Source organism: Neobacillus sp. S1115, assembly GCF_055385565.1.
In genome coordinates, this window is record NZ_AP038275.1 from 939,872 (window position 1) to 952,884 (window position 13,013).

Annotated in this window: 12 protein-coding genes; all 12 read left to right on the top strand. The window is 43.7% G+C overall.

What is annotated here, in order from left to right; genetic code table 11:
* Positions 1-145 precede the first annotated feature (145 nt).
* The 12 genes from ACZ5B7_RS04480 to ACZ5B7_RS04535 all read left to right on the top strand — a co-directional run bounded on the left by ACZ5B7_RS04480 (position 146) and on the right by ACZ5B7_RS04535 (position 12,909).
* Positions 146-844 (top strand): GntR family transcriptional regulator, encoded by a 699-nt coding sequence (locus ACZ5B7_RS04480; RefSeq protein ID WP_464492827.1) that lies wholly within the window; start codon positions 146-148, stop codon positions 842-844.
* 134 nt (positions 845-978) lie between these two features.
* Positions 979-1,947, top strand: coding sequence for an aminopeptidase (locus tag ACZ5B7_RS04485; RefSeq protein WP_464492828.1), 969 nt, complete (start codon positions 979-981; stop codon positions 1,945-1,947).
* Between the two features lie 100 nt (positions 1,948-2,047).
* The gene (locus tag ACZ5B7_RS04490) at positions 2,048-3,154 is read left to right on the top strand and encodes an extracellular solute-binding protein (protein WP_464492829.1); all 1,107 of its coding nucleotides are present in this window, start codon (positions 2,048-2,050) and stop codon (positions 3,152-3,154) included.
* Between the two features lie 31 nt (positions 3,155-3,185).
* A complete protein-coding gene (locus tag ACZ5B7_RS04495; RefSeq protein WP_464492830.1) occupies positions 3,186-4,295 on the top strand; it encodes an ABC transporter ATP-binding protein in 1,110 nt (369 codons plus the stop codon).
* The gene (locus ACZ5B7_RS04500) at positions 4,259-5,191 is read left to right on the top strand and encodes an ABC transporter permease (RefSeq protein WP_464492831.1); all 933 of its coding nucleotides are present in this window, start codon (positions 4,259-4,261) and stop codon (positions 5,189-5,191) included. The genes ACZ5B7_RS04495 and ACZ5B7_RS04500 overlap by 37 nt, the downstream gene beginning before the upstream one ends.
* On the top strand, positions 5,191-5,976 hold the full coding sequence (locus tag ACZ5B7_RS04505; protein WP_464492832.1) for an ABC transporter permease: 786 nt from the start codon (positions 5,191-5,193) through the stop codon (positions 5,974-5,976). Before ACZ5B7_RS04500 ends, ACZ5B7_RS04505 begins: the two co-directional genes overlap by 1 nt.
* A gap of 780 nt (positions 5,977-6,756) precedes the next feature.
* On the top strand, positions 6,757-7,917 hold the full coding sequence (ftsZ, locus tag ACZ5B7_RS04510; protein WP_464492833.1) for a cell division protein FtsZ: 1,161 nt from the start codon (positions 6,757-6,759) through the stop codon (positions 7,915-7,917).
* A gap of 355 nt (positions 7,918-8,272) precedes the next feature.
* The gene (locus tag ACZ5B7_RS04515; RefSeq protein ID WP_213146288.1) at positions 8,273-9,457 is read left to right on the top strand and encodes an ABC transporter substrate-binding protein; all 1,185 of its coding nucleotides are present in this window, start codon (positions 8,273-8,275) and stop codon (positions 9,455-9,457) included.
* A gap of 146 nt (positions 9,458-9,603) precedes the next feature.
* Positions 9,604-10,482, top strand: a complete 879-nt coding sequence (locus ACZ5B7_RS04520) for a branched-chain amino acid ABC transporter permease (RefSeq protein ID WP_213146289.1) — start codon at positions 9,604-9,606, stop codon at positions 10,480-10,482.
* 10 nt (positions 10,483-10,492) lie between these two features.
* Complete coding sequence (locus ACZ5B7_RS04525) at positions 10,493-11,428, top strand: branched-chain amino acid ABC transporter permease (protein WP_464492834.1); 936 nt, start codon at positions 10,493-10,495, stop codon at positions 11,426-11,428.
* Between the two features lies 1 nt (position 11,429).
* On the top strand, positions 11,430-12,209 hold the full coding sequence (locus ACZ5B7_RS04530) for an ABC transporter ATP-binding protein (protein ID WP_464492835.1): 780 nt from the start codon (positions 11,430-11,432) through the stop codon (positions 12,207-12,209).
* A complete protein-coding gene (locus ACZ5B7_RS04535) occupies positions 12,202-12,909 on the top strand; it encodes an ABC transporter ATP-binding protein (protein ID WP_464492836.1) in 708 nt (235 codons plus the stop codon). Before ACZ5B7_RS04530 ends, ACZ5B7_RS04535 begins: the two co-directional genes overlap by 8 nt.
* Positions 12,910-13,013: the final 104 nt, after the last annotated feature.

Here is a 13,013-nt window from a genome sequence, read left to right on the forward strand (position 1 = left end):
TATTTTTGGTTTTATTTTTATAAAATAATAAAAATAAAAAATATTCAATATTCTATAGAATATTGTATTGACAAATTATAAGCCCAAAAATAATAATGTATTTAAGAATTATCTGAAAACGGATACATACAGAGAGGTGAAGCAGTTGAGCCAGGGTTACTTGGATCTTTCAAAAGTAGAATCGGTGGAGAGGCAGCCTTTAAATGTTAGGATCTATGAGAATTTAAAGGCCGCTATTATAAAAGGTGATTTGCAGGCAGGCAGCAGATTAACCGAGACAGAAGTGGCGAAACAAATGAAGGTGAGTCCAACACCAGTTCGTGAAGCATTTCGCCGCTTGGCCGCAGAAGGTTTGGTGAAAATCGTCCCTTGGAAAGGGGTCGTCATCCAAAGCTTTTCCGATGAGGAAGTGAAGGAATCGTATCAATGCCGTGAAGCATTGGAGACACTGGCGATTAGGCTGGCGGTCGAGAATATCGATGAACAGGGGATTGAAAGGATGCGGATATTGCTCGAACAATCCTTTGAGGCAGAAAATGAAACCGAAATAGTCCGGTTAAATTCCGAACTCCACTCGGTCATCATTGAGTATGCACGAAACGCGAAATTAAAGATGCTCTTGGGTTTAGTCAGTGACGTGATTTATCATGACCGCAATATTTCTGCTTACAATTCAAGCCGTAGGGAAAAAATCAAGGCAGAGCATCTGGAAATCTTCCATGCTCTGAAAGAGAAAAATGCGGACAAAGCGGAACAGGCGATGAGAGTACATATTCAAAATGGACTCGAATATATCAAACAAGAAAACTCGTCCAAAAAGAATGGGACCCAGTCTCCTGAGTAAGGGATAATCGTGAGAAGTACCAACCTCTCACTTTTTATTAAATATAAATTCTATAGAATATATTTTTTTAAATAATAATTCTATAGAATATAGAAACTTTATTAATCCAACGATAGCAAAGGGGAGAGAATCAAATGAAAACAATTCTGATGAGTAAAGGGGCCCGTACGATTGTAGAAGTGTGCGCGAGTGTCAAACCAAATGAACAAGTATTGATCGTGACAGAACCAAAAATGATGAATATTGCCAAGAGCATTTCCGCAGCCGTAGTCGCTGCAGGGGCAGAGCCGACAATGGCTATGATGCCGCCTCGGACTTCAGATGGCCAGGAACCGCCGGCGCCAATCGCCGCTGCCATGGAAGCAAGTGATGTTTTTATCAGTGCTGTCTATACATCGATTACGCACACTAGTGCAGTCCGCAATGCTGTGGATGCTGGTTCAAGAGGAATCATGCTGACCCAGTTCCATGATGAAATGCTGATTGAGGGTGGAGTACATGCTGATTTTAAAGCCGTTGAACCGATTTGCCGGGCAGTAGCCAACGCCCTTGAAGGAGCAAATGAAATCAGGCTCACCACTCCACATGGAACAGACTTGACACTTTCAGCGACAGGAAGACGCTCAAACGCCATGCCATGTATGGTAAAACCGGGTGAATTTGCACCAGTGCCAACGGTTGAAGCGAATGTGTCACCAATCGAAGGATCCGCTCAGGGCGTGATTGTAGCAGATGCCAGCATTCCTTACATAGGGATTGGATTGCTCGACCAACCGGTGACAGTAAAAGTGGAAGATGGAATGATTGTTTCCATTTCAGGCGGAAAACAGGCCGACATGCTGGCTGAAAACCTTGCTTCAAAAAATGATCCGAATGTTTATAACATCGCAGAAATCGGCGTTGGGCTCAATCCTAACTGTAAATTCATTGGCTCGATGCTTGAAGATGAAGGGGTATTCGGTTCCGTGCATATCGGGATTGGTACCAATATTACGTTAGGGGGAAATGTAAAAGCGGCTTGTCATTATGATTTGATTATGACAGAACCTACCGTTATCGCAGATGGAAAAGTAATTTTACAAAATGGGGAAGTTCTTGTTTAAAAAAGTCTGAATTTTTTGAAGGAACTGACTTTTGTGAACGTTCACTGCCTACGGAAACAGGATAATTTTTAAAATAGATCTGATTTAGGGGGAAATTAAGATGAAAAGAATGTTTAGTGTAGTTATTCTTTTAATGGTCATGATGCTGGCAGCCTGTGGTGTTCCAAACCCTTCTTCTAAAGAAACAAGCAAGGAAAGCGGTACGAAATCAGAACCGCAAACAGAGACAAAAGAAATTACGATTGCAGCCAATGGTGGAAAAATTGAGAAGTTAATCCGTGATGATTTGGCGCCAAAGTTTAAAGAAAAGTATGGTATTACGATTAATTTTGTAGCCGGTTCTTCCAATGAAATTATAACAAAAGTCCAGCTGCAAAAGGATAACCCGCAAATCGATATCGCCATGTATGATTCCCCTGTAGCGGTTCGTGCTGAGGAGGAAGGCTTGACTGAGGCCATTGCGAAGGAAAGTATTAAAGGCTTAGACAGTATTGATGAACGTTATTTAATTGATGAACATAGTGTTCCTGTCTTAGGCTACTCCGTTGCGGTCGGCTATAACACGGATATTTTTAAAGAAAAAGGCTGGAAGGCAATAAGTTCCTGGAATGACCTGATCAGCTCTGATTATAAAGGGATGACAGCTTTCCCTGATGTCTCCAGTAACTCAGGATTCACAATGTTCTTGAGCTTGGCAAAAGCAAATGGCGGCGGCATTGACAATATGCAGCCTGGTATGGATAAGGGCAAGGAATTAGCTGCCTATTCCGATACGTTCTATAAAAACTCAACACAGATTCAACCGGCTATGCAGCAGGGCGCAGCCGTGACGGTACAAGCCAGCTATACAATAGCAGGCTTACATGATGCGGGTGTTCCGGTCAAAATGGTGATCCCGAAAGAAGGAGCTCCATTGCAAGCGATCGTCGCGACAGTCGTGAAGAATTCTCCGAACAAAAAGGCTGCTGAAGATTTTATTAATTTCATGGTAACAGAGGATTCTCAGAAGAAGATTGCCGAAATTGCCTTCTATCCTGTCGTGAAAAGTGTAAAACTACCTGAAAACTACGATTCTATTATCGGCTTTAAAGATAGCGATCCTGTCTATAAACCTGATTTCGCCGGTATAGCCAAAATCCAGCCGGAATGGACCGAAAAGTGGACGAAAGAAGTTACTCCTGAGCTTGGGAAAAAGGTGAAGAAGTAATTAGCATCAACGAACATTGGAGGGATTGAAGATGACTACTAGTGATGTAATGATTCGCGGTGTCAGTAAAAGATTTGGAACAAATGTCGTTTTGCAGAATATTGACTTGGATATCAAGCAAGGTGAGCTTCTTACCTTGCTTGGCCCCTCCGGCTGCGGCAAAACTACGACTTTAAATGCGATTGCAGGGTTCCTCGATCCGGACGAGGGAGAACTATATATAAAAGGAAAAAAGATGAATGGCGTCCCTCCCTATAAACGGGACCTAGGGATGGTGTTTCAAACGTATTCTTTGTTTCCGCACATGACCGTGCAGGAAAATCTTGTATTTGGCCTTAAGCTGCGGAAGTTAAAAAAGGATGAAATGGAAGGTAGAATTAAAAGAGCACTACAATTGGTAAAATTGACAGGCTTAGAAAAGCGGTACCCACGGGAGTTATCAGGCGGACAGCGGCAGCGGGTGGCGATTGCCCGTGCGTTGGTTGTGGAGCCAGAGTTATTGCTGCTGGATGAGCCGCTAAGTAACCTAGATGCCAAACTGCGCCATGAGCTTCGGGCGGAAATTAAGCGTTTGCAAAAAGAAGTCGGGGTCACGACCATTTTTGTTACCCATGACCAGGATGAAGCACTCTCGATGTCAGACCGGATTGTCGTTATGAACCAGGGGAAGATTGAGCAAATTGGCACACCGACCGAAATCTATCAAAATCCACAGTCCGAATTTGTTTTTCAGTTTATCGGAAAGTCGAATCGTTTTGAAGGCTTAGTTATAGAGATTGATGGTGACCAAATGGATGTTGAAATTGACGAGGGGTGGGTCATCAAAACGAAAAAAGAAAATGTCATAGGGAAGGACCGGACATTCCATGTCCACAATGCGGTCAATCTGTATATTCGGCCCGAATTAATCTCGATAAAGGCGGCTGACCAAGGGCTGGGCGTGGCTGACACTGTTCTTGTTCAGCAAAAGGCCGTCATCAAACAAATGAACTACCTCGGTTCACAATGGGAAATTGAAGTATCCGTTAAGGGGAAGCACCATGTGCAAATTATCGGGCCAACGATTGAGAATTCCTGGACGGTAGGGACGGAGGTGTTGGTGGAATGGAAAACCTCGGATATTCGCCTGACCAAAAGATGAGCGCGGACCTGCCACTGGCACAGAAAAGAAAAATAAATGTCTTTCGAAAATACATGGCAGCCATGCTGCTTCTTGCACCACTGCTCTTATTTATCCTTGCATTCTTTGTCGTGCCGATGATTTACGTATTTTATTTAAGCTTTATCGAGGTGGAAGGGCTCGATGTTTCCAATGCCAGTTACAGCATCGGTAACTATCTGACGTTTTTCACAGATCCCTATTTTTTAAGATCGCTTTGGATGACGATTAAGGTGAGCGTCTATGCGGTTATCATCGCTCTTATCCTTGGCTACCCTATTGCATTGACAATGGCGAAAAGCTCGGCCCGGGTGAGGGGCTACCTGACACTGCTTGTGGCATCGCCATTATTGATTAGCGTGGTGGTCCGCAACTTTGGCTGGTACTTGCTGCTTGTGCCAAACGGGGTTATTGATCAATTTTTAATGGGGATTGGAATTACAGATTCGCCTTTAAAGCTTCTGTTTTCCGTACCAGGGGTCGTTATTGGATTGGCGAATTCGTTCCTGCCATTTATGGTTCTGTCGATCGCCACAAGCCTGTACAATATTGACCCATCTTTAGAAAAGGCGAGTAGTATTTTAGGCGCAAGTCCGTTAAAAACCTTTTTCACGGTTACGCTGCCGCTGAGCCTCCCAGGTGTTGTGGCCGGAATTGTCTTGGTTTTCAGCATGTCGATGAGCTCCTACGTAACGCCTGCACTTATGGGGGGGGCGAACGTGCCGGTTCTTCCAATTGTCATTTATGAGCAAATTAATACTCTATTCCGCTGGACTTTCGGTTCGGCAATCTCTTATATCTTGCTCGGGGTTACGTTAATTTCTGTTACGATTTTTTCAAGGATTTTTGAAAGGAAGTTCAAGGAGGTGTTCCGATAATGAAGGCTGTAAGAATTACCGTTACTGTGATAGGTTTGATTTTTCTGCTGATTCCTCTCATTGTGACCATTGGAGCATCGTTTACCACTGCAGGCTACCCGACGTTTCCGCCAAAAGGCTTTTCCCTGCAGTGGTATGAAAAAATATTGGACCGTCCGGAATACATGGATGCCTTTTTCAATAGTGTGAAGTTTGCTTTCCTAGCTGCGTTCTTTTCGGTCCTGCTCGGTACCATTGCAGGCCTGGCATTGGCCAAATATGAAGTGCCGGGAAAAACCTTTATCGTTTCGCTGCTGACATCGCCGTTGACGATTCCGCACTTGGTGCTGGGAGCAGCGTTGTTGATTTATTTCACGCCGATGCTGCTGGCGGGTAAACCGACCGGCTTCCTGATTGCCCATATTGTCATTTGTGTGCCCTATGCGATACGATTTGTGTTAACGGGGTTGAGTGGCTTTGATTATACGCTGGAGAGGGCGGGGGCAGTGCTTGGCGCAAATCCGTTTGTGGTATTTTGGAAGATTACGCTGCCGATTATCCGTCCTGCGATTTTGTCCGGTGCGATGTTTGCCTTCCTGATTTCGTTTGACAACGTCACCGTCTCTCTGTTCATGGTATCAACCGATATGAGAACCCTGCCATTAGAACTGTTCTTCCATATGCAGGATTCCTATGATCCAATGGTCGCCTCCGTATCAAGTATCGTTATCTTCATATCCGTGATATTTATAGTAATATTTGAAAAAATCTATGGCGTCGGAAAACTGTTTGGCGGGTCGCATTAATAAATTTTTAGCAGAACCCTGGGCTGAAACGCCTAGGGTTCTTTTTGTGCGGGGGCAGGGGCGATGCATGGGGGCGTTCGTGACTACTGAATAACACAACCTACCTCGGTTTTATAAAGACAAAAAAGAGCGGCTGAGTCGTGGTTGAAAAGTCTTTAATCCCCCACCATAAGGTCAATGAAGACCAAAACCACCCAAGCCAAGGAGGAAAATGGTCTTCATAAGGTCAATGAAGACCAAAACGACCCAGGCCAGGGAGGAAAATGGCCTTCATAAGGTCAATGAAGACCAAAACGACCCAGGCCAGGGAGGAAAATGGTCTTCATAAGGTCTATGAAGACCAAAACGACTTGTCCAGGAGGCAAAATTTCCTTTCATCCGCCTTCTTAGGAAGTTTCTTCAATAGTCTCGGACGGTTCTTATGCATCATTTCTGGGATTTCGGAAATTTGCGCTGAATCATCCATCAGATCCGATCCCTGAAATGCCACCACAAGAATGACACATGAGAACCGTCCCCATGCCTCACCACATGTCTCAAGCTTTTTAACGAAAATAGGCTATTCTTAACTGGACAATAAGATTATGGTTAAGTAGACTATTAAATAAACTATTTGGAGTCTGCTGGAAGTTTGCTAGAAAACTAAGGCGATTTTTTTCTGGCTCCTAATCTATTAAATATACACAGAATAAAGATTGATCTGACAATTACATAGGAGCCCTTTGGGCGGCCATGATTCGTATGAAACAAGGAAAATTGGATGAATGAGGAGGAAAAAATATGTTTAACTTTGAACCAAGCTTGGACCAATTTGCTAGGATTAAAGTCATCGGTGTCGGCGGCGGAGGGAACAATGCTGTAAACCGGATGATTGAGGATGGCGTTGGCGGTGTAGAATTTATTGCTGTCAATACGGATGCACAAGCACTCCACCAATCAAGAGCAGAGATTACGATGCAAATTGGCTCATCTTTGACACGAGGCTTAGGAGCGGGGGCCAATCCGGAAATCGGCAAAAGAGCCGTGGAAGAAAGCAGGCAGCAGATTGAAGAAGTGCTGGAAGGCGCAGACATGGTTTTCGTTACAGCCGGAATGGGCGGCGGGACAGGCACTGGGGCAGCGCCTGAAATTGCGAAGATCGCTCGAAAAATCGGTGCCCTGACGGTTGGCGTTGTCACGCGTCCTTTCAAGTTTGAAGGACACAAGCGCTCAGTAAATGCTATGAATGGAATTAACGCCATGAGAAATGCGGTAGACACGTTAATTATTATCCCAAACGACCGCTTGTTGGAAATCGTCGATAGAAAAACACCGATGATCGAAGCTTTCCGCGAGGCTGATAACGTGCTTAGGCAGGGGGTTCAGGGGATTTCCGACTTAATCGCTGTTCCGGGTTTAATCAACCTAGATTTTGCTGACGTGAAAACGGTCATGTCCCATAAAGGCACGGCCCTCATGGGAATTGGTGTAGCAAAAGGGGATAATCGCGCTGCGGAAGCTGCCAAGAAGGCCTTAAATAGTCCGCTCTTGGAAACGTCTATCAATGGAGCGCAGGGTGTCATCATGAACATTACCGGAGGAGCCAATTTAAGCCTTTTTGAAGTTCAAGAGGCAGCCGATTTAGTTGCTTCTGCTTCTCATGAGGAATTAAATATGATTTTTGGATCGGTTATTAACGAAAGCCTGAAGGATGAAATAATCGTAACGGTCATTGCGACAGGATTCGATGAGCAAGCGCCTGAAGTTCAACAGCCTGCCCCTCAGCCAACAAGGACCTTTCAGCGAGAAGAAAGATTCGGGCGCACTCCAATAAAACGCGAGGAGCCGGTTTACGAACAACAACAACCAGAACCAGAACCAGAACCAGAACGATACTATGAACAGCCAGAAGAGGAATCTCTGGATATTCCATCGTTCCTGCGCAGACGGAGAAATCGATAAAAAGAGATAACCAGGGGGACAGTTCTAGCGGCCGCAAAGGCCAACAGAACAGTCCCCTTGTTTTTTTGGTTTTGATTTCATAATAATTTATATCTAATTAGTTTATTATCCGAATTAATGTAATTTATGGAAAACACCCGCTTTTTCCTTATGTTTTTCCTCATGAAAGCACTGTCATTTCCATAAAATATGCAAGTTTCTGAAATATTAAAATAATATACTAGACGAAAATAAAAAATTGTTTTAATATACTAATTGTTAACACATTTCTAACTATCATTTCCCGATACTAATATTCGGTTAATAATGTCAGAAAAATCAAAAAAGAGAAAAACAACAGAGGGGGAACCTAGAGATGAAAAAGAAATTTAGTAAGGTATTTATGGTATCAGCATTAGCTGCTGGAATCCTTGCCGGCTGTGGGACAGGAAACCAAAGCGCCAGCGGCGGCGGAGGCAATTCAGATGTCTTCAAGCTTGGCGTAAACATGGAGCTTTCCGGTAACGTTGCATCATACGGTGAATCCATGGCAAAAGGTGTTGAAATGGCCGTAGCGGAAATTAACAAAGCTGGCGGTGTTGAGGGCAAGAAAATCGAAGTGATTAAAAATGACAATAAATCAGAAGCGGCTGAAGCAACAAACGGAATTATCAAGCTGACAAGCCAAGATAAAGTAAATGCGGTAATCGGTGCAGCAACAAGCGGAAATACAGTGGCCCAAGCACAAATTGCCAATGATACGAAAACCGTTCTAATCGCACCAGGCGGAACTAGCCCGACTGTTACTGTTGATGAAAAAGGAAAAGTAAGAGAATTCGTTTTCCGTACATCGTTTATTGATCCATTCCAAGGCACAGTTGCTGCGAACTTTGCCGCAAATAATTTAAAAGTAAAAGATGCGGCCATTTTCTCAGACAGCTCAAGTGACTATGCAAAAGGACTATCCGATGCTTTCAAGAAAACATTTGAAAAAGCTGGCGGCAAAATCGTTGCAGAAGAGTCTTATGTAGGTAAGGATACTGACTTCCGTGCTACATTAACTCGTATTAAGGCGAAAAATCCATCCTTTATCTTTATCCCTGGATATTATGAAGAGGTTGGCTTAATTGTTAAGCAAGCACGCGAGCTTGGCATCACTGCTCCTTTAATGGGTGCTGACGGATGGGATTCACCAAAGTTAGTTGATTTAGCAGGTGCTGAAGCATTAAATAACACTTACCTAATCAACCACTATTCAACTGAAGATCCTGATCAAAAGGTTCAAGACTTTGTTAAAGCATTCAAAGACAAGAACAATGGCGATGCGCCTAACGCTTTCAATGCCCTTGGTTATGACACTGTTTATTTCTTAGCAGATGCCATTAAACGTGCAGGCAGCACAGACTCTGTCAAGATTCAAAAGGAATTAGCAAAAACGAAAGATTTATCACTTGTAACTGGAGTATTATCGATTGATAAAAATCATCACCCAATTAAATCTGCAACAGTGCTAGAATACAAAGACGGTAAACAAGTATTTAACTCGAAAATTAATCCTTAATATTTAGACCAGTAAAATGGAAGGATTATCCTTCCATTTTACTTTTGTAAAAAAAGGCTATGCTAAAAATAATTGTTAGTTTGGGAACTATTGATAAATAGAACAGACAAGTTTAACACAGCCTTAGAAAAAAGGAGCAAAAACGTATGGATTGGTTACAACAGCTGATAAATGGAATTTCACTCGGCAGCATCTATGCCTTAATCGCATTAGGATACACCATGGTGTATGGGATCATTAAATTAATTAACTTTGCACATGGCGATGTATTTATGGTTGGTGCCTTTATTGGATTCTATGCGATTAAGGGATGGGGATTAGGCTTCTTGCCTGCACTCATCATTTCGATGGTATTCTGTGCGGTATTTGGGGTATTAATTGAACGGATTGCCTACAAACGGCTTCGGAATGCTACGAGAATCGCTGCCTTGATTACAGCGATTGGAATGTCTTTGTTGATTGAATACGGAATGATCTATATCCGCGGCGCTCAGCCGGAAGCATATCCTGCTGACGTATTGCCAAATAAGGCCATCAATTTCTTTGGTGTCCATATTAATAGCCAGTCTTTATTTATCCTATTAACATCAATTATTTTAATGATTATTTTACAATTTATTGTTCAACGCACGAAAATGGGAAAAGCGATGCGCGCTGTCTCTCTTGATATGGACGCCGCCCGCTTAATGGGAATAAGCGTTGACAAAACGATTTCCTTCACGTTTGCCATTGGTTCGGCATTAGCAGGAGCAGCAGGGGTCGTGTTTGGTGTTTATTATACAAAAATTGAACCGCTGATGGGTGTCATTCCTGGGTTAAAAGCGTTCGTTGCCGCCGTATTAGGGGGCATCGGCAGTATACCGGGAGCGATGGTTGGCGGGATTTTCCTCGGTGTCATTGAATCGATTGTCAGTGCAGCAGGATTTTCTTTATGGAGAGATGCAGCCGCCTTTGTCATTTTGATTCTCATCCTTATTTTCAGACCATCCGGCATCTTTGGGAAAAATACAAGAGAGAAAGTATAGGTGAAAAATAATGAAGAAATCAAAATCATTTTGGGCATTTCTGATTCTAGCGGCGGTTGTGTACGTAGTCGTCCAATTTTTCATCGGCTCAGGGTTCATAAATATTTATTATAGTAATTTGTTGATTACCATTGCCATTAATATTATTCTGGCAGTCAGTCTCCATTTGGTCATTGGCATCACCGGCCAGTTCTCCATCGGCCACGCTGGTTTCCTGGCAGTCGGCGCTTATGTTTCAGCGATTGTCACAATGAAATTAGAGCTGCCATTTATTCTTGCCGTTGTGCTTGGCGGGGTTATTGCCGCTTTGGCCGGTCTGATTGTCGGCATCCCGACCCTAAGGCTCCGTGGTGATTATTTGGCGATTGCGACTCTTGGTTTTGCAGAAATCATTCGAATTGCCTTATTTAATATTGATTATGTAGGCGGGGCCGCTGGTATGCAGGTATCGCATCTTACGACTTGGACCGTCACGTTTGTCTGTCTGGTCATTACGATTCTGGTGATTACGAACTTTACGAATTCTAGGCACGGCCGGGCCTGTATTGCGGTGCGGGAAAATGAAATTGCTGCTGATGCGATGGGAATCAATACCACGTATTATAAAGTTCTTGCTTTTGCAATCGGATCATTTTTTGCCGGAATTGCCGGCGGGCTATTTTCACATAATTTCTATATCATCCAGCCGGGAAATTTCGGTTTCTTAAAATCATTCGATATCCTCATCTTCGTTGTTTTAGGCGGTCTTGGCACCCTTACCGGGTCAGTGATTTCAGCTATTTTATTAACCGTTATATCAGCATTCTTGGCACAATATCCGGAAACACGGATGATTATCTATAGCTTAGTTTTGGTCATCGTGATGCTTTACCGTCCTCAAGGCTTGATGGGCACACGTGAAGTCACCGATTTATTCAAGTGGAAACCGGCAAAAGGAGGCAATTAAGATGGCGTTACTTGAAGTGAAAAATGCCGGCATTCAGTTTGGCGGATTAAAAGCTGTTTCTGGCTTTAATATGAGACTTAACCAAGGCGAACTGGTCGGATTAATTGGACCGAACGGAGCCGGAAAAACCACTAGCTTTAACTTGTTAACAGGTGTTTACGTTCCAACAGAAGGCGAGATTTTGTTTAACGGAAAGCGGCTGAACGGACTGCCTCCCTACAAGGTGACGCAAAGCGGGATCAGCCGTACCTTCCAAAATATTCGCCTGTTTAGTGAATTATCCGTGTTAGACAATGTAAAGGTTGCCTATCATTCGTTAGCGAAAAACTCCATCTTGAGCTCCATTTTTCGTCTTCCTTCTCATTTTTCCGAGGAAAAAAACATGGAAGAAAAAGCGCTCGAGTTTTTAAAAATTTTTAACTTGGAAAGATTTAAAGATGAAAAGGCGAAAAATTTACCGTATGGCCAGCAGCGGAGATTGGAAATCGCCCGGGCGTTAGCGGCCGGTCCGAAACTATTGCTGCTGGATGAACCGGCAGCGGGGATGAACCCGCAGGAGACCCACGAATTAATGGAACTAATTGCCTTTATTCGTGAACAGTTTGACTTGACGATTTTATTAATTGAACATGACATGCAGCTGGTCATGGGAATCTGTGAACGTATTTATGTCCTCGACCATGGCCAACTAATTGCGGAAGGTACTCCAGAGGAAATTCGGAGCCATCCGAAGGTCATCGAGGCTTATTTGGGAGAGGAGGTTTCTGACGAACATGCTTAAGGTCAATGATATTAATGTATTTTATGGAAACATTCAGGCGCTCAAAGGCATTTCATTAGAAGTGAAGGAAGGCGAAATTGTCACCTTAATTGGGGCTAACGGAGCGGGAAAAAGTACGCTTTTGAAAACCTTATCCGGACTGCAAAGGCCAAAATCAGGAACGATTGAATATTTAGGCGAGACGATCTCAAACAAAGCACCACAAGCAATAGTTAAGGCTGGCATTTCCCACGTCCCAGAAGGACGGCGCGTGTTCTCCAATATGTCAGTAGAGGAAAATTTGGAGCTTGGCGCCTATACCAGAAAGGACGCAAGCGGGATTCGCAAGGATATGGAAAAAGTTTATGAATTGTTCCCGCGGCTGCTCGAACGCCGCAAGCAGCTATCCGGGACACTTTCCGGCGGGGAACAGCAAATGCTTGCAATGGGGCGGGCCATCATGGCCAAGCCAAAGCTGCTGCTGCTGGACGAGCCTTCAATGGGCTTGGCTCCGCTGATCGTGAAACAAATTTTTAACATTATCGAGCAGATCAATAAGGAAGGAACGACGGTCCTGCTTGTTGAACAAAACGCCAACATGGCCTTATCCGTCGCTGACCGGGCCTACGTCATCGAAACCGGCCGCATCCAAATCTCAGGCACCGCTGCCGAACTCCAAGCAAGCGAAGAAATCAAAAAAGCCTACCTTGGCGGACATTAGTGATTCATAGGGACGGTTCTCATGCATCAGTTGCATGAGGACCGTCCCTATGTTTTATGTTAAAATATTTTTTAACTAAAAATTAATACTGCTTTTTGGTCATT

Coding starts and splice junctions, on each gene's coding strand:
- ACZ5B7_RS04485 (WP_464492828.1), top strand. CDS start 979: ATGAAAACAATTCTGATGAGTAAAGGGGCCCGTACGATTGTAGAAGTG.
- ACZ5B7_RS04490 (WP_464492829.1), top strand. CDS start 2,048: ATGAAAAGAATGTTTAGTGTAGTTATTCTTTTAATGGTCATGATGCTG.
- ACZ5B7_RS04495 (WP_464492830.1), top strand. CDS start 3,186: ATGACTACTAGTGATGTAATGATTCGCGGTGTCAGTAAAAGATTTGGA.
- ACZ5B7_RS04500 (WP_464492831.1), top strand. CDS start 4,259: ATGGAAAACCTCGGATATTCGCCTGACCAAAAGATGAGCGCGGACCTG.
- ACZ5B7_RS04505 (WP_464492832.1), top strand. CDS start 5,191: ATGAAGGCTGTAAGAATTACCGTTACTGTGATAGGTTTGATTTTTCTG.
- ftsZ (WP_464492833.1), top strand. CDS start 6,757: ATGTTTAACTTTGAACCAAGCTTGGACCAATTTGCTAGGATTAAAGTC.
- ACZ5B7_RS04515 (WP_213146288.1), top strand. CDS start 8,273: ATGAAAAAGAAATTTAGTAAGGTATTTATGGTATCAGCATTAGCTGCT.
- ACZ5B7_RS04520 (WP_213146289.1), top strand. CDS start 9,604: ATGGATTGGTTACAACAGCTGATAAATGGAATTTCACTCGGCAGCATC.
- ACZ5B7_RS04525 (WP_464492834.1), top strand. CDS start 10,493: ATGAAGAAATCAAAATCATTTTGGGCATTTCTGATTCTAGCGGCGGTT.
- ACZ5B7_RS04530 (WP_464492835.1), top strand. CDS start 11,430: ATGGCGTTACTTGAAGTGAAAAATGCCGGCATTCAGTTTGGCGGATTA.
- ACZ5B7_RS04535 (WP_464492836.1), top strand. CDS start 12,202: ATGCTTAAGGTCAATGATATTAATGTATTTTATGGAAACATTCAGGCG.